Raw genomic sequence first — 21,083 nt, 5'->3', positions numbered from 1 at the left:
TAATTAGACTTTGATTTCTACTTCTACACCACTTGGCAATTCAAGCTTCATCAAGGCATCAACTGTCTTAGCTGTTGAGCTGTAGATGTCAATGAGACGCTTGAAATCTGAGAGCTGGAACTGCTCGCGAGACTTCTTGTTAACGAAAGTACTGCGGTTTACAGTAAAAATACGCTTGTGTGTTGGCAATGGAATAGGACCACTAACGATAGCGCCTGTTGCCTTTACAGCCTTCACAATCTTCTCAGCTGACTTGTCAACCAACTGGTGGTCGTAAGACTTCAGCTTAATTCTGATTTTCTGACTCATTTTTAAAATTAAGTTATTATTATATGAATTATTTAGTCTAATGGAAGAAGAGGTACGCTGCTTAAGAGTCATTCGCTAAGCAGCGCCTCATCTTACCGTTATTCTTTGTTATTAAAGAAGATCTGCGTGACCCTTAACCTCCTCCAACACAGCCTTAGCAATTGTTGAAGAAAGAGGTGCATGATGATCGTACTCCATAGAACTTGTTGCACGACCAGAAGTGATAGTACGCAAAGCTGTTACATAACCGAACATCTCAGCCAATGGAACCATTGCCTTTACGATGCGAGCACCGCTACGACCTTCTTCCATACCCTGAACGAGACCACGGCGCTTGTTCAAGTCACCGATTACGTCACCCATGTTCTCTTCTGGAGTAACAACCTCTACCTTCATGATAGGCTCCATCAAAACAGGACCAGCCTTAGGGCAAAGTACCTTGAATGCCTGATGTGCTACCAACTCGAATGACAACTGGTCAGAGTCAACTGGGTGGAAGCTACCATCGGTCAAAGTCACCTTCAAACCTGTCATTGGGAAGCCACCGAGTACACCATTTGACAAGCAATCAGCGAAGCCCTTCTGTACAGATGGGATGAATTCCTTAGGAACGTTACCACCCTTAACCTCGTTGATGAACTGCAAGTCGCCTTCCTTGTAATCCTCGTCCTTAGGACCGATGGTTACATCGATACAAGCGAACTTACCGCGACCACCAGACTGCTTCTTATAAGTTTCACGGCTCTGAGCTGTCTTAGTGATAGCCTCCTTGTAGTTAACCTGAGGCTTACCCTGATTACACTCAACCTTGAACTCACGCTTCAAACGGTCAATGATGATATCCAAGTGGAGCTCACCCATACCAGAGATAATTGTCTGACCGCTCTGCTCGTCTGTACGAACTGTGAAGGTTGGATCCTCCTCAGCCAACTTTGCGAGACCATTATCCATCTTAGCGATGTCAGCCTGGCTCTTTGGCTCTACTGCGATAGAAATCACAGTATCAGGGAATGTCATAGACTCCAATACGATTGGGTGTTCCTCGTCACAGAGTGTATCACCTGTACGGATATCCTTGAAACCTACACCTGCACCGATATCACCAGCATCGATAGACTCCATTGGGATTTCCTGCTTAGAGTTCATCTGGAACAGACGGCTGATACGCTCGCGCTTGCCAGAACGTGGGTTGTAAACATAAGAACCGGCAACGACCTTACCTGAGTAAACGCGGAAGAATACCAAGCGGCCCATGAATGGGTCAGTAGCAATCTTAAATGCGAGAGCAGATGTTGGTTCATCCTCAGATGGTTTACGATCCTCTTCCTCCTCTGTATCAGGGTTAGTACCGATGATATTTGGAGTATCCATTGGTGAAGGCAAGAATGCACATACATAGTCGAGCAATGGCTGAACACCCTTGTTCTTGTATGAAGAACCGAGCAACATTGGGCAGCACTCCATAGCACAGCAACCCTTACGGATAGCAGCAAGAAGCTTTTCTTCTGGAATATCCTTACCATCGAGATAAAGTTCCATAACCTCATCATCGAAGTTTGCAGCACCCTCGAGGAGCTTATCACGCCACTCAGCAGCCTCGTCAGCCAAGTCTGCAGGGATATCCTCTACATCATACTCAGCACCCATAGTCTCATCGTGCCAAAGGATAGCCTTCATCTTAATGAGGTCAACTACACCCTTGAAGTTCTCCTCTGCACCAATAGGAATCTGAATAGCAATTGGATTAGCGCCCAAGATATCCTTCATCTGCTGAACTGTCTCGAAGAAGTTAGCACCAGAACGGTCCATCTTGTTTACATAACCGATACGAGGTACATTATACTTATCAGCCTGACGCCATACAGTCTCAGACTGTGGCTGAACACCATCAGCTGCAGAATATGTAGCAACAGCACCATCAAGTACACGGAGAGAACGCTCAACCTCAGCAGTGAAGTCAACGTGTCCCGGAGTATCGATCAAGTTGATCTTATAAGACTTACCGAGATAGTTCCAATTACAAGTTGTAGCCGCAGAAGTGATAGTAATACCACGCTCCTGCTCCTGGGCCATCCAGTCCATTGTAGCAGCACCATCGTGTACCTCACCAATCTTATGAGTCTTACCTGTATAGAACAAAATACGCTCAGAAGTTGTTGTCTTACCAGCATCGATATGCGCCATGATACCGATGTTACGAGTCAAATGTAAATCGCGATTTGCCATTTTCTTTTAACTATATTATATATTAAATTAGAATCTAAAGTGAGCGAACGCACGGTTAGCCTCAGCCATACGATGCATATCCTCCTTACGCTTAAATGCACCACCCTGATTATTAAAAGCATCCATGATCTCTGCAGCAAGCTTATCAGCCATAGTCTTACCACCGCGCTTACGTGCAAAAAGAATAAGATTCTTCATAGAAATACTTTCCTTACGATCAGGACGAATCTCTGTAGGAACCTGGAAGGTTGCACCACCGATACGACGGCTCTTAACCTCTACCTGAGGAGTAATATTATCAAGTGCCTGCTTCCAGATTTCAAGAGCAGACTTTTCCTCGTTAGACATCTTAGCCTTTACAATGTCAAGTGCATTGTAGAAAATCTCATAAGATGTATTCTTCTTTCCATCATACATCAAATGATTTACGAACTTTGAGACCTTCTGGTCATTGAAGACAGGATCTGGAAGGATCACTCTCTTCTTTGGTTTTGCTTTTCTCATTTTAAATAAAACTTTTTTTAATTCTGCATGGGGCTGTATAATGTTCTTCAACGCTCGCACCCGAGCATTTACTCAACCTGATTACTTCTCCAGCAAAACTTTTATTAAATATTTTAACCCCAACTCCCGACCTTCTCCGACCGTGAGTCTGCGGTTTTGTCTAAAATTTAAGAAGCTATATTACTTCTTTGCCTTAGGACGCTTAGCTCCGTACTTAGAACGACGCTGTGTACGATTCGCAACACCTGCAGTATCAAGTGTACCACGGACAATGTGATAACGTACACCAGGAAGGTCCTTTACACGACCACCGCGAACCAAAACAATTGAGTGCTCCTGCAAGTTGTGACCCTCTCCTGGAATATAAGAGTTTACTTCCTTTGAGTTTGTCAAACGTACACGTGCAACTTTACGCATTGCTGAATTAGGCTTCTTAGGAGTTGTTGTATAAACACGAACACAAACACCACGACGCTGAGGACAAGAATCCAAAGCTGGTGACTTGCTCTTGTCTACAAGAACTCGTCTGCCTTTTCTTACTAACTGTGAAATAGTAGGCATAATTTTACTTTTTAATTTATATATTTATTTTTATTTATTGTCTTATTTCGATGTAAGCCACTACTTTATAGAGCCTTTTCGGGGTGCAAAGGTACGATTTTTTCGGCAAACTACCTAAATATTAAGGAGACTTTTAAAAAACGAAGGCTAGTTTTAACTTTATATAACTATTAAAAACGAATATTATAAAGAAAAAGCGGAATTTAGCAGAGAATTTAGTCTTAGTATGTATGCTGTAGTACATTATGCCTCACCCTTTGGTGTGCCAAATGGAGCGATTGTACGTTCTTGCTCATCAGACAACTTAATTTTACCGAAGGACTGCTCATAGTTATAAATATTGCTCTGCAATGCCTGGAGCAATCGCTTAGCATGCTCAGGTGCCATGATAACACGACTCTTGATCTGAGGTGCAGGCATGCCAGGAAGTGCACATGCAAAATCCAAGATGAAGTCTGAACTAGAATGAGTAATCAGTGCCAAGTTAGAGTATGTACCCTCTGCAACTTCAGGGCTGATGCCCATCTGGAACTGATTCTGCTGCTGTTGATTATTCTTATTTTCTTCCATAATTTTACTAAGTTAATAGGATTAAACTTTAAATGATAGTGCAAATTTACACATAATATCTGAAAAAAACGAATAATCTGCCACTTATTTTAAAAAAAACATCATAAGACAACAGAAGATGGAATCTTGATTCTTTGCTTTTTTTCATCTGTTACAGATAATAAAAGGGTGCGCCATAGACTTATGACGCACCCTCATTATACCTATTTATATATAGTACTCTATTCTACGATTATTCTCCTATTGGAGAATCAGCATAGTCGAGCACATTTTTCTTATTAGCCTGCATACGCTCATATTCTTCTTTAGAGCCAACGATGAGCTTATCCCACTGACGAAGACCAGTACCTGCAGGAATCAAGTGACCACAGATAACATTCTCCTTCATACCCTCAAGGTAATCAACCTTACCACGGATAGCAGCCTCATTCAAGACCTTAGTAGTTTCCTGGAATGATGCAGCACTCATAAAGCTCTTAGTACCAAGAGCAGCACGAGTAATACCCTGGAGGATCTGTGTAGAAGTTGCAGATACGGCATCACGAACCTGTACAAGTTTCAAGTCACGACGCTTCAATGCAGAATTTTCATCACGCAATCTACGAGCCGTTATGATCTGACCTGGTTTGAGACTTTCACTATCACCACCGTCAGTAACAACCTTCTTACCCCAGATACGATCATTCTCTTCTGCAAAGTCAAGTTTATCAACCAACTCTTGCTCCAAGAAGGTAGTATCACCTGGATCGTCAATACGAACCTTACGCATCATCTGACGTACCACAACCTCAAAATGCTTATCATTAATAGCCACACCCTGAAGACGGTAAACGTCCTGGATCTGGTTAACAATATATTCCTGAACAGCGGTAGGACCCATGATGGCGAGAATATCGCCAGGAGTTACACTACCATCAGAAAGAGGAGTACCAGCACGTACAGCATCATGTTCCTGTACCAAGATCTGCTTAGAAAGAGATACAAGATACTTCTTCTGATCGCCTGTCTTAGATGTCACGATGATCTCACGATTACCACGCTTTACCTTACCCATAGTTACCTCACCATCGATTTCAGATACAACAGCAGGGTTAGAAGGGTTACGAGCCTCAAGAAGCTCAGTTACACGAGGGAGACCACCAGTGATATCACCTGCACCACCTACAGCACGAGGAATCTTAACCAAAACCTCACCGGTATTAATTGTCTGTCCATCCTCAACTGCCAAGTGACCACCTACAGGGAAGTTGTATGTACCAAGGATTTCACCATTAGCATCGATAACATCACAAGATGGAACCATTGCCTTATTCTTGGAATCGGTGATAATCTTCTCCTCCAAACCTGTAGTCTCATCGACCTCAGCACGGTAAGTCTGATCCTTCTGAACGTCATTGAACTTCAATGTACCCGCATACTGGCTGACGATAACGGCGTTGAATGGATCCCAACGGGCGATAACGGTATCCTTCTCTACGATTTCACCCTCCTTGTGATACAATGAAGAACCGTAAGGAACATTCAAAGTTGCAAGAACGATGTTTGTATTAGGATCCACGAAACGGATTTCAGCCAAGTGGCTTACTACCTTTTCGCACTTGATATCGTTTCCTTCCTCGTCTTCCTCTACGAATGGTACTGTGCTCAACTCGTCAAACTCGATACGAGACTTATTCTTCGCAGCAATCTTAGCATTGGCAGCAGCATTAGATGCAATACCACCGGCGTGGAATGTACGGAGAGTCAACTGTGTACCAGGCTCACCAATAGCTTGAGCAGCGATGACACCAACGGCTTCACCCAACTGTACCATACGGGCTGTTGCCAAGTTACGGCCATAGCACTTCATGCAGACACCCTTTTTGCTCTCACAGGTGAGAACCGAACGAATTTCAACACTCTCGATAGGAGATTCATCAATAGCCTTTGCCTTAGCCTCGGTGATTTCTTCACCAGATTTGACAATCAGTTCACCAGTTGTTGGATGAATAACATCATGCACAGAAACACGACCCAAAATACGCTCATAAAGAGATGAAATAATCTCATCACCATTCTTTAAAGCTGTACAAACCAAGCCACGCAATGTACCACAATCCTCTTCGGTGATAATAACATCGTGAGAAACGTCTACAAGACGACGAGTCAAATAACCAGCATCGGCAGTCTTCATAGCGGTATCAGCAAGACCCTTACGGGCACCGTGAGAAGCGATAAAGTACTCCAATACAGACATACCCTCCTTAAAGTTAGAAAGGATAGGGTTCTCAATGATCTGCGCGCCCTCTGCACCAGCCTTCTGAGGTTTAGCCATCAAACCACGCATACCAGACAACTGCTTAATCTGATCCTTAGAACCACGGGCTCCGGAATCAAGCATCATGTATACGGCGTTGAATCCCTGGTCAGCTTCGGTCATCTCCTTCATCAAGATATTACCCAAATCTGTATTTACGTGAGTCCACGCATCAATAACCTGGTTGTATCGTTCCTTGTTGGTGATGAAACCCATATTATAGTTATTGGTAATTTCCTCAACCTCCTTGCGACCGCGCTCAACAATAGCTTCCTTCTCTGGTGGAATAATAATATCACCAAGGTTGAATGACAATCCTGCGACATAAGCCATACGATAACCTAAGTTCTTGATTCCATCAAGGAATTCACAAGCCTTAGCCATACCAACAGCCTTGATAACATTAGAAATCAAACCACGGAGGGTTTTCTTGGAAATCACATCATTGAAGAAGCCAACTTCATCAGGAATGATACCATTAACGATGACACGTCCAACAGAAGTTTCTACCATTCGTTTCTGGATTGTACCATCAACCAAGTCGTCAACTACAACCTTAATCAAAGCATGAAGATCACATCGGCCCTCGTTACGAGCAATCAATGCCTCTTCAGGACCATAGAATGTCAAGCCCTCACCCTTTGCACCTGGACGAATCTTAGTAATATAGTAAAGACCAAGCACCATATCCTGAGAAGGAACGGTGATAGGCGCACCATTAGCTGGGTTGAGAATGTTATGACTCTGAAGCATCAGGATTTGAGCCTCCAGAACAGCCTCATTACTCAATGGGAGGTGAACAGCCATCTGGTCACCATCGAAGTCGGCGTTGAACGCTGTACATGCCAATGGATGCAACTGAATAGCCTTACCCTCAATCATCTTAGGCTGGAATGCCTGGATACCGAGTCGGTGAAGCGTAGGGGCACGGTTCAACATAACCGGATGACCCTTCATTACATTTTCAAGAATATCCCAGATAACTGGCTCGCGACGATCAACAATCTTCTTGGCACTTTTTACAGTCTTTACGATACCACGCTCTATCAACTTACGAATGATAAATGGTTTGTAAAGCTCTGCAGCCATCAGTTTTGGAAGACCACACTCACCCATCTTCAACTCTGGACCTACAACGATTACAGAACGGGCAGAATAGTCAACACGCTTACCCAGCAAGTTCTGACGGAAACGACCCTGCTTACCCTTTAAAGAGTCAGAGAGTGACTTCAAAGGACGATTGCTCTCACTCTTTACTGCAGAACTCTTGCGTGAGTTGTCGAACAAACTGTCAACAGCCTCCTGCAACATACGCTTCTCGTTACGAAGAATAACCTCAGGAGCCTTGATTTCAACCAATCTCTTCAAACGGTTGTTACGGATAATCACACGACGATAGAGGTCATTCAAGTCTGATGTTGCAAAACGACCACCATCCAATGGTACCAACGGACGAAGCTCAGGTGGAGTAACAGGAATAATCTTCATGATCATCCATTCTGGCTTGTTAATACCTTTACTAGCACGGAAACCTTCTACAACTTGCAGACGCTTCAGAGCCTCAGTTTTACGCTGCTGACTTGAATCGTTATTTGCGCGATCGCGGAGTTCGTATGACAAAGAGTCAAGGTCTACATTCTGGAGCAACTGATAAATTGCTTCAGCACCCATTTTTGCTATAAACTTATTTGGGTCAGTATCGTCCAAAAGTTCATTGTCACCATTAGGATCATACTGGTCAAGAAGAGCCATATATTCATCTTCTGACAAGAGATCAAGTTTGTGAGAACCGTTCAATTCAAGACCATCAGCATCAGTCTTTCCCTCAAGAATACCAGGCTGGATAACTACATACTTCTCGTAGTAAATGACAGCATCTAGTTTCTTGGTCGGCATACCCAAAAGGTAACCAATCTTATTTGGAAGAGAACGGAAATACCAAATATGAGCAACAGGTACGACAAGCTCAATGTGACCTGAGCGTTCACGACGAACTTTCTTCTCTGTAACCTCTACACCACATCGGTCGCAGACGATTCCCTTATAACGGATACGCTTGTACTTGCCGCAGGCGCATTCATAGTCCTTAGTAGGACCAAAAATACGCTCGCAGAACAAGCCATCACGCTCCGGCTTATATGTACGATAATTAATGGTTTCCGGTTTAGTAACCTCACCATACGAATTTTCCAAGATCTCCTCTGGCGAAGCGAGACCGATGGTAATCTTCGTAAAATTATTCTTTACCTTTGTATCTTTTTTGAAAGCCATGTTTCTATATATAAATTAGGGGTTCTCAAAATTAATCAAGTTTGATGCTCAAACCAAGGCCACGAAGCTCATGGAGCAATACGTTAAGTGACTCAGGAATACCAGGAGTTGGCATTGGATCGCCCTTTACGATTGCTTCGTATGCCTTGCTACGTCCTACAACATCATCTGACTTAACAGTCAGGATTTCCTGCAAAACGTGGCTTGCACCGAATGCCTCGATAGCCCAGACCTCCATCTCTCCGAATCGCTGACCACCAAACTGTGCTTTACCACCAAGTGGCTGTTGTGTAATCAAAGAGTATGGACCGATAGAACGAGCGTGCATCTTATCCTCAACCATATGACCTAACTTCAAGAAGTAAGTCATACCAACAGTAGCTGGCTGGTCAAACTGCTCTCCAGTCTCACCATCATAAAGGTAAGTTGAGCAGAAACGTGGCAAGCCTGCCTTATCTGTCCATTCAGAGAGATCATCCAATTTAGCACCATCAAAGATAGGAGTAGCAAACTTTACACCCAACTTTTTACCTGCAGCACCCAAGATACACTCGAAGATCTGACCAAGGTTCATACGTGAAGGCACACCCAATGGATTCAATACCATATCTACAGGACGACCGTCAGCCATAAATGGCATATCCTCCAAACGAACTACCTTAGACACAATACCCTTATTACCATGACGACCGGCAAGTTTATCACCAACCTGGATTTTACGCTTCTTAGCAATATACACCTTAGCCATCTGAAGAATACCTGATGGAAGTTCATCACCAATAGTGATAGCAAACTTACGACGCTTTAATTCAGCATCAAGTTGCTTATACTTGCGGATATAGTTCATAATAAGTCTCTGAATCAAGCCATTGGTATGCTCATCCTTAGTCCACTTATTAGACTGAACACCATCATACTCCAAATTCTTCAAGGCTGTAGCAGTAAAGGTACTGCCCTTGGTGATAATCTCAGCACCTGTATAATCCTTAACACCCTCAGAAGTCATACCTTCTGTAAGTGTAAGCAACTTGTCTACGAGGATATCCTTCAAGTCATCACCCTTTGCCTCATACTCCTCATCAATCTTAGCAAGAATAATCTTATCCTGCTTCTTTGACTCACGGGTCTTGATAGCACGAGAGAACAACTTCTTGTCAATAACAACACCACTCAATGATGGATTTGCCTTCAATGAAGAATCCTTCACATCACCAGCCTTATCACCAAAGATAGCGCGAAGCAACTTCTCTTCTGGTGAAGGATCACTTTCACCCTTAGGCGAAATCTTACCAATCATGATATCACCTGGCTCAATTCTTGCGCCAACACGCACGATACCATTATCATCAAGATCCTTTGTAGCTTCCTCGCTGACATTAGGGATATCAGATGTGAACTCCTCTACTCCACGCTTAGTTTCACGGACATCAAGAGAGTATTCGTCAACATGTACAGATGTCAATACGTCATCACGAACCATACGTTCAGAAATAACAACAGCATCCTCATAGTTGTAACCCTTCCAAGGAATATAAGCTACAAGCAAATTACGACCCAAAGCCAGCTCACCGTTTTCTGTCGCATAACCCTCAGTCAGGATATCACCCTTCTTTACACGCTGTCCCTTATTACAGATAGGACGCAAGTCGATGGTCATATTCTGGTTGGTACGACGGAACTTAGGAATACGATACTCCTTCAAAGCTGGTTCGAAGCTTACAAACTCATCGTCTTCTGTGCGATCGTAAAGGATACGGATAGTTGTAGCATCAACATATTCGATAACACCCTCACCTTCTGCTGTAACCATAGTACGTGAATCCTCACAAACTTGCTTCTCAAGACCAGTACCTACGATTGGAGCATCATTATGAAGCAATGGTACAGCCTGACGCATCATGTTACATCCCATCAACGCACGGTGACCATCATCATGCTCCAAGAATGGAATCAAACCTGCGGATACAGAAGCAATCTGCTGTGGAGAGACGTCAACATAATCAACTTGATCCGGACCTACAACAGGATAATCAGCATCCTGACGACACTTTACTACATCACGAATGAAAGAACCATCAACAGTCAAAGGCGCATTACCCTGACCGATAATCTTAGACTCTTCATCCTCAGCAGTCAAGTATACAACATCCTCATTAGCCATATCGACCTTGCTATCATTCACCTTACGGTAAGGAGTAACAATAAAACCAAGATCATTAATCTTTGCATACATACAGAGAGAAGAAATCAAACCGATGTTTGGACCTTCAGGACTCTCAATAGGGCAAAGACGACCATAGTGTGTATAATGTACGTCACGAACCTCGAAACCGGCACGCTCACGAGACAAACCACCAGGACCTAAGGCAGAAAGACGACGCTTATGAGTTACCTCAGCCAGAGGGTTAGTCTGGTCCATGAACTGTGACAATGGATTAGTTCCAAAGAAAGAATTGATAACACTAGAGATTGTCTTAGCATTAATCAAATCTGTTGGAGTAAACACCTCATTGTCGCGAACATTCATACGTTCACGGATAGTACGGGTCATACGTGCCAAACCAATAGAGAACTGGTTAGCCAACTGCTCACCTACAGTACGAACACGACGATTAGACAAGTGGTCAATATCGTCAACTGTTGCACTAGAGTTGATCAGCTGAATAAGATATTTAATGATCTCAATAATATCTTCCTTAGTCAAGACACGAACATCAATGTCAGTATCAAGATTCAATTTCTTATTGATACGATAACGACCTACCTCACCCAGATCATAACGCTTATCAGAGAAGAACAGGTTTTGGAAAACCTCACGTGCACTTGCGTCATCTGCAGGATCAGCATTACGCAACTGACGATAGATATAGTTAACAGCTTCCTTCTCAGAGTTACTTGGATCCTTTGCCAAAGTATTGAAGATAATAGTAAACTTGTTGGCAGCTTCCTCATCCTTATGAAGCAGAACAGTCTGCGCTCCACTCTCAACAATCTCCTCAATATTATCAGCAGTAAGTTCAGTCTCACGCTCCATGATTACTTCATTACGCTCGATAGATACTACTTCACCGGTATCCTCATCAACGAAGTCCTCATTCCAACTCTTCAAAACACGAGCAGCAAGCTTACGACCAATAGCAGCCTTCATATTCTTCTTGTTAACCTTCACCTCCTCCGCAAGATCAAAAATCTGAAGAATATCCTTATCCTGTTCGTAACCAATAGCACGCAACAATGTGGTTACAGGCAACTTCTTCTTACGATCGATATATGCATACATTACATTGTTAATGTCAGTTGCAAATTCAATCCAGCTTCCCTTGAAAGGAATGATACGAGCAGAATAAAGCATGGTACCATTTGCATGAACCCCCTGGCTAAAGAACACACCAGGAGAGCGATGAAGCTGAGAAACAACAACACGCTCAGCACCATTAATCACGAAAGTACCATTATCGGTCATATATGGGATAGTACCAAGGAACACATCCTGAATAAATGTACCGAAATCCTCATGATCAGGATCAGTACAATACAGTTTCATCTTAGCCTTCAAAGGTACACTATATGTAAGACCACGCTCCAAACACTCATCAATAGAATAGCGAGGAGGGTCGATATAGTAATCCAAGAACTCAAGAACGAAATTGTTACGTGTATCGGTAATAGGGAAGTTCTCAGAGAACACCTTATACAAACCGTCATTCTTGCGTTCCTCAGGCGGAGTATCCAACTGTAAGAAGTCCTTGAAAGACTTTAACTGCACATCGAGGAAATCCGGATATGGATACGGATTATGCACGCTGGCAAAATTTACTCTGTTATCAACAATTTTTGTAGCCATTAGAAGTTATTAAATGGGTTTTATTAATAATATAATAAAAGACACAAAAAGGTTAGGACTCACCTACTTGGAGAATCCTAACCATTTATATAAAAAATGTATTACTCTAATTACTTGAGCTCTACCTTAGCACCGGCCTCTTCGATAGCCTTCTTAAGGTTCTCAGCCTCGTCCTTAGCTACACCTTCCTTGATTGTAGAAGGAGCACCGTCTACGAGATCCTTAGCCTCTTTCAAACCGAGACCACAAGCCTCCTTAACAGCCTTTACAACCTGGAGCTTAGCGCCACCAACCTCAGCGAGGACTACGTCGAATGTAGACTTCTCCTCAGCTGCAGCTGCACCACCAGCAGCAGGACCAGCAGCTACAGCTACAGCTGCAGCAGCAGGCTCAATACCATACTCGTCCTTGAGGACTGTTGCCAACTCATTAACTTCCTTAACAGTAAGATTTACTAACTCTTCTGCAATAGCTTTGATATCTGCCATTTTATTCTAAATTTTATTTTTGTTTATACTATAATTAATGATAACATTGTGATTGATTACTCAGGACGCTCGCCCAATGTCTTAAGCACACCATGAATAGTGTTGCTTCCTGATTGAAGAGCTGAAACAACGTTCTTTGCAGGTGACTGGAGCAAAGCAACAATCTCTGCGATAACTTCGTTCTTGCTCTTGAGAGCTGAAAGCTCTGCAAGTTTGTCTGCGCCAACGTAGAAGCTTTCCTCTGCATAAGCAGCCTTCAATGTTGGAACATCTTCCTTGTCATATTCCTTCAACAACTTAGCTGGTACATTAGCTGTATTAGCAAACAATACAGCAGTAGTACCCTTCAAGCAGTCATAGAGCTCAGAGAAATCGATATCTGAAGCCTCGAACGCCTTGTGAAGCAAGGAATTCTTAACAACAACCATCTTAATCTCGCTCTGGAAGCACTTACGACGGAGTGCACTTGTCTTCTCTGCATTCAATCCTGTAACATCTACAAGATAGAAATGAGGAAACTCCTGCAACTTCTGTCCAAGTTCAGCGATAATAGTATCTTTAACTTCTTTCTTCATTTTACAAAACTTTTAGAGTTATTCAACTGATTTAGGATCAATCTTGATACCCTTACTCATAGTGCTAGAAATAAAGATACTCTTGATATATGTACCTTTAGCAGCAGCAGGCTTCAGCTTGATAACTGTGTTGATGAACTCCTTAGCATTTCCATAGATCTGCTCAGAAGTCATTCCAACCTTACCGATTGAAGTATGGATAATACCAGCCTTATCAACCTTAAAGTCAATCTTACCTTGCTTAACTTCCTTTACTGCCTTAGCAACATCCATAGTTACAGTGCCACTCTTAGGGTTAGGCATCAAACCACGAGGACCGAGTACACGACCCAAAGGACCAATCTTACCCATACAAGAAGGCATTGTGATGATGACATCAATATCTGTCCAACCACCCTTAATCTTCTCAACGTATTCGTCAAGACCTACATAATCAGCGCCTGCTTCCTTAGCAGCAGCTTCCTGATCAGGAGTACAGAGTGCGAGCACACGAGTAACCTTACCTGTTCCGTTTGGCAATGAAACAACGCCACGAACCATCTGGTTAGCCTTACGTGGATCAACACCTAAGCGTACATCAATATCAAGAGATGCATCAAACTTGGTAGTGGTAATTTCCTTTACCAACTCTGAAGCCTCCTTCAATGTGTATGCCTTCCCTGCTTCAACCTTATCAGCTACTGATTTTTGATTTTTTGTCAGTTTACTCATTTTTCTAATTGAAGTTTTAAATTATTTACCAGGGAAGTCCCCTTTTACAGTAATACCCATACTTCTTGCAGTACCAGCGATGAGCTTCATAGCTGATTCTACAGTAAAGCAGTTCAAGTCCTTCATCTTATCCTCAGCGATTACCTTTACCTGATCCCAAGTAAGAGAAGCAACCTTCTGACGATTAGGCTGAGCAGAACCTGACTTGATTTTGGCAGCCTCTTTCAATTGAACTGCAGCAGGTGGAGTCTTGATAATAAAATCAAAAGACTTGTCAGTATAATAAGTAATAACTACTGGCAACACTTTACCTGCTTTGTCCTGGGTACGGGCGTTGAATTCCTTGCAGAATCCCATAATATTAATACCCTTAGAACCCAATGCAGGTCCTACTGGAGGTGAAGGATTCGCAGCGCCACCTTTAATCTGTAATTTGATTAATCCAGCAACTTCTTTAGCCATTTCTTTGTTAATATTTAAAATTGAAACTTATAAGGAATAACAATCTCGTAACAGAATCCTATTCCTTTTCTACTTGCATAAAACCTAATTCCAACGGAGTTTTACGTCCGAAGATCTTAACCGTAACTTTCAGCTTATGCTTTTCAGCATTAACCTCTTCAACGATTCCGCTGAAACCACTGAATGGACCTTCCATAACCTTAACGGTATCATTAACCAAGTAAGGACAATCAAGATTCTCCTCGAACTCAGTCTCCTCAGCAGAACCCAGCATACGATTGATATCGCGCTGTGGAACTGGTGTTGGTTCATCCAAACCTCCAAGGAAACCCAAAACATTAGGGAGGAAACGCAACGTATGCGCAACATCTCCCTTCAGTTTGGCCTCCACAAAAACATAACCTGGAAGAGAGACCTTTTCTTTAACGACTCTCTTTCCATTACGCACAGTTGCATGCTTCTCAACTGGTATCAATACCTGAGAAACATTTGCTGCTAGTAAGTCATTGTGCTTCATTTCAGCTTCGATGTATTCTTTCACCTTAGCCTCTTTACCACTAACGGCTTTAAGCACATACCATTTATTTCCTGCGTCTGCCATTTCCTTAAAAAATTAACCTGGATAAACTACACCCATAAAGGCTTTGAAAATAGAATCCATCGCGAACACAACAAGTGCAATGACTAGGGAAGCAGATAATACAACCATTGCACTATGAGTAAGTTCGGCACGTGATGGCCAAGTAGTCTTATGCGCAAGTTCATCGTAACATGCCTTGCAATAATTTACTATTTTATTCATATTATCTTCTATTTAGCACGGGTTGAAGGGCTCGAACCCTCGACACCTGGTTTTGGAGACCAGTGCTCTACCAACTGAGCTAAACCCGTAGAAAGACTCCCACTCCCTTAGGAGGGGAGTCTGATATATATAGCAAATTAGATAAATCTAAATTACTTGATATCGTCGAGAATTGTTGTAATCTGACCAGAACCTACTGTACGACCACCCTCACGGATAGCGAAACGAAGACCCTCGTTCAAAGCAACCTTGTAGATCAACTCTACCTCAATCTCTACGTTATCACCAGGCATTACCATCTCAACTCCCTCTGGAAGCTTGATTTCACCTGTACAGTCCATAGTACGGAGATAGAACTGAGGACGATACTTGTTACCGAATGGAGTGTGACGGCCACCCTCTTCCTTCTTCAATACATAGATAGAAGCCTTGAAGTGATCGTGAGGAGTAATAGCACCTGGGTGTACAACTACCATACCACGCTTAACCTCAGCCTTATCGATACCACGGAGAAGCAAACCTACGTTATCACCAGCTTCACCCTCAGCAAGGATCTTACGGAACATCTCAACACCAGTAATAACTGACTTCTTGTCCTCACCAAGACCGAGCAACTGAACTTCGTCACCTACCTTGCAACGACCTGTCTCAATACGACCTGTAGCAACAGTACCACGACCTGTAATTGAGAATACATCCTCGATAGGCATCAAGAATGGCTTATCAATCTCGCGCTCTGGCTCCTGAATCCACTCATCAACTGTATCCATCAAAGTCTCAACAGACTTAACCCACTTCTCAACACCGTTCAAAGCACCGAGAGCAGAACCACGTACAATTGGAGTATCCTCCTCGTAACCATACTGCTCGAGGATCTCACGAAGCTCCATCTCAACGAGCTCAAGCATCTCCTCATCATCAACCATATCGCACTTGTTCAAGAAAACAACCAAACGAGGTACGTTTACCTGACGTGCAAGAAGTACGTGCTCACGTGTCTGTGGCATAGGACCATCAGTAGCAGCACAAACCAAGATTGCACCATCCATCTGAGCAGCACCAGTAACCATGTTCTTTACATAGTCAGCGTGTCCAGGACAATCAACGTGTGCATAGTGACGCTTTGCTGTCTCATACTCGATGTGAGCAGAGTTGATAGTGATACCACGCTCTTTCTCCTCAGGAGCATTATCAATCTGATCGAATGACTTAACTGCCTCAGATGTACCGAGCTTCTCGTTCAATACCTTAGAGATAGCAGCGGTCAGAGTAGTCTTACCATGGTCAACATGACCAATTGTACCAATGTTAACATGCGGTTTGGTACGCACGAATTCTTCTTTAGCCATAGCTTTTCTTTTTATTTATATAAATGAATAATCTGTTCCTCTACCATCCTAAGCATCTAGAACGATAGAGCTGTAACTGAGAGTTGAACTCAGGACCTCTTCCTTACCAAGGAAGTGCTCTACCACTGAGCTATTACAGCAAGTTAATAAATTGAGCGGAAAACGGGGCTCAAACCCGCGACCCCCAGCTTGGAAGGCTAGTGCTCTATCAACTGAGCTATTTCCGCTTATCAAAGAAAGTGGGTAGTGATGGATTCGAACCACCGAAGGCATAGCCAGCAGATTTACAGTCTGCCCCATTTGGCCACTCTGGTAACTACCCAATTTTCTTTTTCTGAGCCTCTTGTCGGATTCGAACCAACGACCCCGAGATTACAAATCACGTGCTCTGGCCAACTGAGCTAAAGAGGCAATCTTTACAGCCGCAATACGGCTAAATTTCCATCTATCGGAAAACGGCTGCAAAGATACAACTATTTTTTGAATCAACAAAATTTTTTCGAGTTTTTTTTATCGATTCCTTGATTTTTCTTTAAATTTGGTCAATTGAACCTTCATTGAGTCCACTGCCTGGTCAATTCCTTCCTCAAAAGTGTCACATGTCTTTTCTACGAACAACTTGGTTCCAGGGACAGCAACTTCCAGATGAACTTCCTTATTCAAGGCAGTAGCAGGCTTCACGACCTTTAATTGCACCTCTACTTTCTGTATGTCTTCAAAAGTTTTTTCTAACTTGGCGACTTTCTTTTCGATAAACGCCTGTAACTTCTCGGTAGCGTCGAAGTGAATCGACTGAATCTTAATTTCCATAGTTACCTCCATTTTTTTTAAAAGGTTACGCCCGAGGATGGGCTTCAATATAAACTCGTTTCAACTGTTCAAACGTTGTATGCGTATAAATCTCGGTCGTCGAGAGTTTCGCATGTCCTAACAGTCTTTTCAAACTTTCAATTCCTGCACCATGATTCAACATTGCAGTAGCAAACGTATGCCTCAACACGTGCGGACTTTTCTTTTTCAACGAGCAAACCCTTGCGAGGTTCTCCTTCACGATTTCTCTGACTTGAGCCGGACTCATCCGTCCGCCCTTATCCGCAAGCAAAAGAGCTCCAGACTTAGCCATCACCCTTTGTGCTCTTAGAGCCAAATATTCTGAAAGAGCATTTTTAAGCTCGTCACCAAAAGGAACTATACGTTGTTTGTTTCCCTTACCCGTAATCTTTATCTCTTTTTTGATAAAGTTCACATCGTCAACATCAAGTCCTATCAACTCTGACAATCGCATCCCCGTCTCATAGAACAATATTATAATAGTACGTGCGCGTACATTATTATAATCATCGCCCCACATTTTCCTGTCAAGCAACTCATCCATCTCATTTTCTTTCAAGAATTGAGGTAGCGGTCTACTTTCCTTAGGTCCTTTGAGGCTATGAGCGGGATCCGACTCCACATAATGTCTGACTAAAGCAAACCGATAGAACATTTTCAAAGCACTCAACCGGCGATTAACCGAGGTTGCCTTATTTCCTGCATCTATCATATGCTCCATCCAGTTGCGAATCATATCAGAATCAACAGATTCCCAAGTGAAGGATTCAGACAAGTTCCTAGCATACTGCTCAAAGAGTTTCAAATCTTCGCGATAGTTTTCTACCGTCCTCTGCGACCTGTTCAGTTCAGAGCGCAAATATTCCAAGAACTTATCTATACTCAACATAACGTCGTACCTTTTTCATTTCGGCAACGAAGTTACGAAAATTATTTTAAACTACCAAATTTTTTGAGGATTTTTTACTTTTATTCCTCGTTTGCACGCAACTGCTGTACGTAGATGGCGTGTTCCATCTTGAGACGCTTCAAAACAGAAGGCTTGTCATACTGCTGACGAGCACGAAGCTCCTTAACAACACCTGTCTTTTCGAATTTTCTCTTAAACTTCTTGAGAGCTCTCTCGATGTTCTCACCGTCTTTAACTGGTACAATAATCATTTTTTTGCTTTTAATTTATTATGTTAAACTTATGTTATTCAATGCGAAATATGGCAATGCCACAATTTGCGGGTGCAAAATTACATCTATTTTATCAAACTACCAAGTTTTTCTTCAACTTTTTACTCTAAAATGTTCATTTTATGGGTTTTGTAGCATTTTCAAGCCATATTTTCTCCTCTTCATCAAGGAAAGGAGACAATTTTTCATAAACAGAATGATGATAAGCATTGAGCCAGTCAATCTCTTCAGGCAACAACATATCAACATCTATAGGAGTGGTATCTATAGGACAAAGAGTAAGAGGCTCTATCTGCAGGAATTTACCGAACTCAGTAGACATGTAGTCTGAAATCAGCACCGTATTTTCTATTCTTACGCCGAACTTACCTGTCAGATACAAACCAGGCTCATCCGTCAAGGTCATTCCAGCTCTCAAAGGTGTAGGCATCCACTCCATTCTTATTTGATGAGGGCCTTCGTGCACACAGAGATACGAACCTACTCCATGGCCTGTACCATGCAAGAAATTATATCCTTCACGCCACATACACTCTCTTCCTACAGCATCCAACTGTGTTCCTGATGCCCCATCGGGGAATTTAACCAATTCCAACTGAATATGCGCTTTCAGAACCAAGGTATAAACATGCTTCATCTCTTCAGATACAGGTCCCAAAGCAATGGTACGGGTAATATCAGTAGTACCATCCTGGTATTGAGCCCCAGAGTCTATCAGGATCAAGCCTTCCGGTTTCAGAACGCCATCTGTTTCAGGAGTTGCCTCATAATGAACAATTGCTCCATGCTGCGCATAGCCGGCAATCGTATCAAAAGAAATATCTCTGAACAGTTTCTGTTCGGCACGTAGCGACGTCAATTTCTCATCAATGGAAATTTCTGTTTGTCCGCCAGCCTCAACAGCAGGTTTCAGCCACTTCAGGAACTTAACCATAGCAACACCATCTTTAAGCATCGCACTACGGTAGCCCTCTATTTCTGCTTTATTTTTCACAGCCTTCATAGCCGGAATAGGAGAACCTGCAGCAACAATTTCCTGGCATTTTACAGCTTTCCACAGATAATAGCTCGTTTCATTTCCATCTAACAGGATATTATATTCCGAATATGATTCAAGGCATTTTTCCACCTTATTATATTTATAGAGAGAAACCTGATTGTCTTGAAGATACTGTTTTACTTCAGGAGATAATTTATTATCATCCACGAAAAGAGAAACTTTATCGCTCTCAATCAACAAATAACTTACAAATACAGGATTGCAATGAACATCCGTACCACGAAGATTCAATGTCCAAGCAATATCATCCAAAGCAGAAACGAGCATACCATCTGCATGAAGTTCTCTCAAAGACTTACGGATACGGGCCACTTTAGAGGCTAGCGTCTCTCCAGCATATTCCAATGGTTGAATTTCTACAGGATTTGCAGGAAGCGAAGGACGATTCTCCCAAATCTGTTCCAAAGGGTCCAAATTAGTTCTAAGCGTAATTCCACCGAGTTTACGGAGAGAATAGCTTAAATCTTTAACATAATTATAAGAGTTGACCATGCCATCAAGTCCAACCTCAGGAGATTGTACATTCTGCAATTCTTTTCCCAACCATTCTGCGATAGTAGGCGTGCCTTCCATTTTCAGCCTCATCAGCTGATATTCAGTACCTTCCAACTGTTCTTCTGCAGCCAGGAAGTAGCGGGAATCAGTCCATAAAGCTGCCGATTTCATTGTAACGACAGCAGTACCAGCCGACCCGTTAAAACCAGAGATCCACTCTCTTCCTCGCCAATGGTCGGCAACATACTCGCTCTGATGAGCATCTGTACTAGGGAAGATGAAAGCAGAAAGATGTTCACGCTTCATCAACTCCCTCAATCTAGCTAAACGTAATTCGATTTCATTCATAATTGTTATGCAATTTAATGTTTAACTTAACTCAAAATAATGCATTTTGCTAATTAGAGATTACAAAGATAACATTTTTAAGAATTAACAACAAATTTAAGCGCAAAAATATGCACGATTTACATTACTTTTTATTAATTTTGCGGTCGGAAAGTAAAAAGAAGGAGTTTTACAAACTTTATTCCAGATACATTCCGCT

Annotated in this window: 18 protein-coding genes and 5 tRNA genes; all 23 read right to left on the bottom strand. The window is 42.5% G+C overall.

What is annotated here, in order from left to right; translation table 11 throughout:
• Positions 1 to 3: 3 nt before the first annotated feature.
• The 23 genes from rpsJ to ONT19_RS13885 all read right to left on the bottom strand — a co-directional run bounded on the left by rpsJ (position 4) and on the right by ONT19_RS13885 (position 20,884).
• Positions 4 to 309, bottom strand: coding sequence for a 30S ribosomal protein S10 (gene rpsJ / locus ONT19_RS13995; protein WP_006283658.1), 306 nt, complete (start codon positions 307 to 309; stop codon positions 4 to 6).
• Between the two features lie 111 nt (positions 310 to 420).
• Positions 421 to 2,535, bottom strand: a complete 2,115-nt coding sequence (fusA, locus tag ONT19_RS13990) for an elongation factor G (protein WP_022122144.1) — start codon at positions 2,533 to 2,535, stop codon at positions 421 to 423.
• A gap of 27 nt (positions 2,536 to 2,562) precedes the next feature.
• Positions 2,563 to 3,039 carry a 30S ribosomal protein S7 gene (gene rpsG, locus ONT19_RS13985; RefSeq protein ID WP_006848838.1) on the bottom strand — a complete coding sequence of 159 codons (477 nt, stop codon included), beginning with the start codon at positions 3,037 to 3,039 and terminating at the stop codon, positions 2,563 to 2,565.
• A 180-nt stretch (positions 3,040 to 3,219) separates the two neighbouring features.
• The gene (gene rpsL, locus ONT19_RS13980) at positions 3,220 to 3,600 is read right to left on the bottom strand and encodes a 30S ribosomal protein S12 (RefSeq protein ID WP_006848839.1); all 381 of its coding nucleotides are present in this window, start codon (positions 3,598 to 3,600) and stop codon (positions 3,220 to 3,222) included.
• Positions 3,601 to 3,843: 243 nt separating this feature from the next.
• The gene (locus ONT19_RS13975; RefSeq protein ID WP_006848840.1) at positions 3,844 to 4,170 is read right to left on the bottom strand and encodes a DUF3467 domain-containing protein; all 327 of its coding nucleotides are present in this window, start codon (positions 4,168 to 4,170) and stop codon (positions 3,844 to 3,846) included.
• Between the two features lie 232 nt (positions 4,171 to 4,402).
• On the bottom strand, positions 4,403 to 8,737 hold the full coding sequence (gene rpoC / locus ONT19_RS13970; RefSeq protein WP_117727213.1) for a DNA-directed RNA polymerase subunit beta': 4,335 nt from the start codon (positions 8,735 to 8,737) through the stop codon (positions 4,403 to 4,405).
• 31 nt (positions 8,738 to 8,768) lie between these two features.
• Entirely contained in the window at positions 8,769 to 12,581 is a 3,813-nt protein-coding gene (gene rpoB, locus ONT19_RS13965; RefSeq protein ID WP_022122142.1) for a DNA-directed RNA polymerase subunit beta, read from the bottom strand.
• Positions 12,582 to 12,691: 110 nt separating this feature from the next.
• Complete coding sequence (gene rplL / locus ONT19_RS13960) at positions 12,692 to 13,069, bottom strand: 50S ribosomal protein L7/L12 (RefSeq protein ID WP_006848843.1); 378 nt, start codon at positions 13,067 to 13,069, stop codon at positions 12,692 to 12,694.
• Between the two features lie 56 nt (positions 13,070 to 13,125).
• A complete protein-coding gene (rplJ, locus tag ONT19_RS13955) occupies positions 13,126 to 13,644 on the bottom strand; it encodes a 50S ribosomal protein L10 (RefSeq protein ID WP_153113689.1) in 519 nt (172 codons plus the stop codon).
• Positions 13,645 to 13,662: 18 nt separating this feature from the next.
• Positions 13,663 to 14,355 carry a 50S ribosomal protein L1 gene (gene rplA / locus ONT19_RS13950; RefSeq protein ID WP_022122140.1) on the bottom strand — a complete coding sequence of 231 codons (693 nt, stop codon included), beginning with the start codon at positions 14,353 to 14,355 and terminating at the stop codon, positions 13,663 to 13,665.
• A 21-nt stretch (positions 14,356 to 14,376) separates the two neighbouring features.
• Entirely contained in the window at positions 14,377 to 14,817 is a 441-nt protein-coding gene (gene rplK, locus ONT19_RS13945; protein ID WP_006848846.1) for a 50S ribosomal protein L11, read from the bottom strand.
• A 58-nt stretch (positions 14,818 to 14,875) separates the two neighbouring features.
• Complete coding sequence (gene nusG, locus ONT19_RS13940) at positions 14,876 to 15,418, bottom strand: transcription termination/antitermination protein NusG (protein WP_006848847.1); 543 nt, start codon at positions 15,416 to 15,418, stop codon at positions 14,876 to 14,878.
• Positions 15,419 to 15,430: 12 nt separating this feature from the next.
• Positions 15,431 to 15,619, bottom strand: a complete 189-nt coding sequence (gene secE / locus ONT19_RS13935; RefSeq protein ID WP_006848848.1) for a preprotein translocase subunit SecE — start codon at positions 15,617 to 15,619, stop codon at positions 15,431 to 15,433.
• A gap of 16 nt (positions 15,620 to 15,635) precedes the next feature.
• A tRNA-Trp gene (locus tag ONT19_RS13930) sits at positions 15,636 to 15,708 on the bottom strand.
• Between the two features lie 63 nt (positions 15,709 to 15,771).
• The gene (gene tuf, locus ONT19_RS13925) at positions 15,772 to 16,968 is read right to left on the bottom strand and encodes an elongation factor Tu (protein WP_022122139.1); all 1,197 of its coding nucleotides are present in this window, start codon (positions 16,966 to 16,968) and stop codon (positions 15,772 to 15,774) included.
• 68 nt (positions 16,969 to 17,036) lie between these two features.
• A tRNA-Thr gene (locus tag ONT19_RS13920) sits at positions 17,037 to 17,108 on the bottom strand.
• A 14-nt stretch (positions 17,109 to 17,122) separates the two neighbouring features.
• Positions 17,123 to 17,195, bottom strand: a tRNA-Gly gene (locus ONT19_RS13915).
• 13 nt (positions 17,196 to 17,208) lie between these two features.
• Positions 17,209 to 17,290, bottom strand: a tRNA-Tyr gene (locus tag ONT19_RS13910).
• A 15-nt stretch (positions 17,291 to 17,305) separates the two neighbouring features.
• Positions 17,306 to 17,379: transfer RNA gene (locus tag ONT19_RS13905), tRNA-Thr, on the bottom strand.
• Positions 17,380 to 17,478: 99 nt separating this feature from the next.
• On the bottom strand, positions 17,479 to 17,778 hold the full coding sequence (hpf, locus tag ONT19_RS13900; protein ID WP_022122138.1) for a ribosome hibernation-promoting factor, HPF/YfiA family: 300 nt from the start codon (positions 17,776 to 17,778) through the stop codon (positions 17,479 to 17,481).
• Positions 17,779 to 17,803: 25 nt separating this feature from the next.
• Positions 17,804 to 18,685, bottom strand: a complete 882-nt coding sequence (xerA, locus tag ONT19_RS13895; RefSeq protein ID WP_264953417.1) for a site-specific tyrosine recombinase/integron integrase — start codon at positions 18,683 to 18,685, stop codon at positions 17,804 to 17,806.
• An 83-nt stretch (positions 18,686 to 18,768) separates the two neighbouring features.
• A complete protein-coding gene (gene rpsU, locus ONT19_RS13890; protein ID WP_006848852.1) occupies positions 18,769 to 18,960 on the bottom strand; it encodes a 30S ribosomal protein S21 in 192 nt (63 codons plus the stop codon).
• 136 nt (positions 18,961 to 19,096) lie between these two features.
• Positions 19,097 to 20,884 (bottom strand): aminopeptidase P family protein, encoded by a 1,788-nt coding sequence (locus ONT19_RS13885; RefSeq protein WP_264953119.1) that lies wholly within the window; start codon positions 20,882 to 20,884, stop codon positions 19,097 to 19,099.
• Positions 20,885 to 21,083 lie beyond the last annotated feature (199 nt).

Source organism: Segatella copri (assembly GCF_026015625.1).
In the GTDB taxonomy this organism is placed as follows: Bacteria; Bacteroidota; Bacteroidia; order Bacteroidales; family Bacteroidaceae; genus Prevotella; species Prevotella copri_H.
Note: the sequence above shows the minus strand (reverse complement) of the source record. Positions and strands in the feature narration are given on the sequence as shown.

Coding starts and splice junctions, on each gene's coding strand:
- rpsJ (WP_006283658.1), bottom strand. CDS start 309: ATGAGTCAGAAAATCAGAATTAAGCTGAAGTCTTACGACCACCAGTTG.
- fusA (WP_022122144.1), bottom strand. CDS start 2,535: ATGGCAAATCGCGATTTACATTTGACTCGTAACATCGGTATCATGGCG.
- rpsG (WP_006848838.1), bottom strand. CDS start 3,039: ATGAGAAAAGCAAAACCAAAGAAGAGAGTGATCCTTCCAGATCCTGTC.
- rpsL (WP_006848839.1), bottom strand. CDS start 3,600: ATGCCTACTATTTCACAGTTAGTAAGAAAAGGCAGACGAGTTCTTGTA.
- ONT19_RS13975 (WP_006848840.1), bottom strand. CDS start 4,170: ATGGAAGAAAATAAGAATAATCAACAGCAGCAGAATCAGTTCCAGATG.
- rpoC (WP_117727213.1), bottom strand. CDS start 8,737: ATGGCTTTCAAAAAAGATACAAAGGTAAAGAATAATTTTACGAAGATT.
- rpoB (WP_022122142.1), bottom strand. CDS start 12,581: ATGGCTACAAAAATTGTTGATAACAGAGTAAATTTTGCCAGCGTGCAT.
- rplL (WP_006848843.1), bottom strand. CDS start 13,069: ATGGCAGATATCAAAGCTATTGCAGAAGAGTTAGTAAATCTTACTGTT.
- rplJ (WP_153113689.1), bottom strand. CDS start 13,644: ATGAAGAAAGAAGTTAAAGATACTATTATCGCTGAACTTGGACAGAAG.
- rplA (WP_022122140.1), bottom strand. CDS start 14,355: ATGAGTAAACTGACAAAAAATCAAAAATCAGTAGCTGATAAGGTTGAA.
- rplK (WP_006848846.1), bottom strand. CDS start 14,817: ATGGCTAAAGAAGTTGCTGGATTAATCAAATTACAGATTAAAGGTGGC.
- nusG (WP_006848847.1), bottom strand. CDS start 15,418: ATGGCAGACGCAGGAAATAAATGGTATGTGCTTAAAGCCGTTAGTGGT.
- secE (WP_006848848.1), bottom strand. CDS start 15,619: ATGAATAAAATAGTAAATTATTGCAAGGCATGTTACGATGAACTTGCG.
- tuf (WP_022122139.1), bottom strand. CDS start 16,968: ATGGCTAAAGAAGAATTCGTGCGTACCAAACCGCATGTTAACATTGGT.
- hpf (WP_022122138.1), bottom strand. CDS start 17,778: ATGGAAATTAAGATTCAGTCGATTCACTTCGACGCTACCGAGAAGTTA.
- rpsU (WP_006848852.1), bottom strand. CDS start 18,960: ATGATTATTGTACCAGTTAAAGACGGTGAGAACATCGAGAGAGCTCTC.
- ONT19_RS13885 (WP_264953119.1), bottom strand. CDS start 20,884: ATGAATGAAATCGAATTACGTTTAGCTAGATTGAGGGAGTTGATGAAG.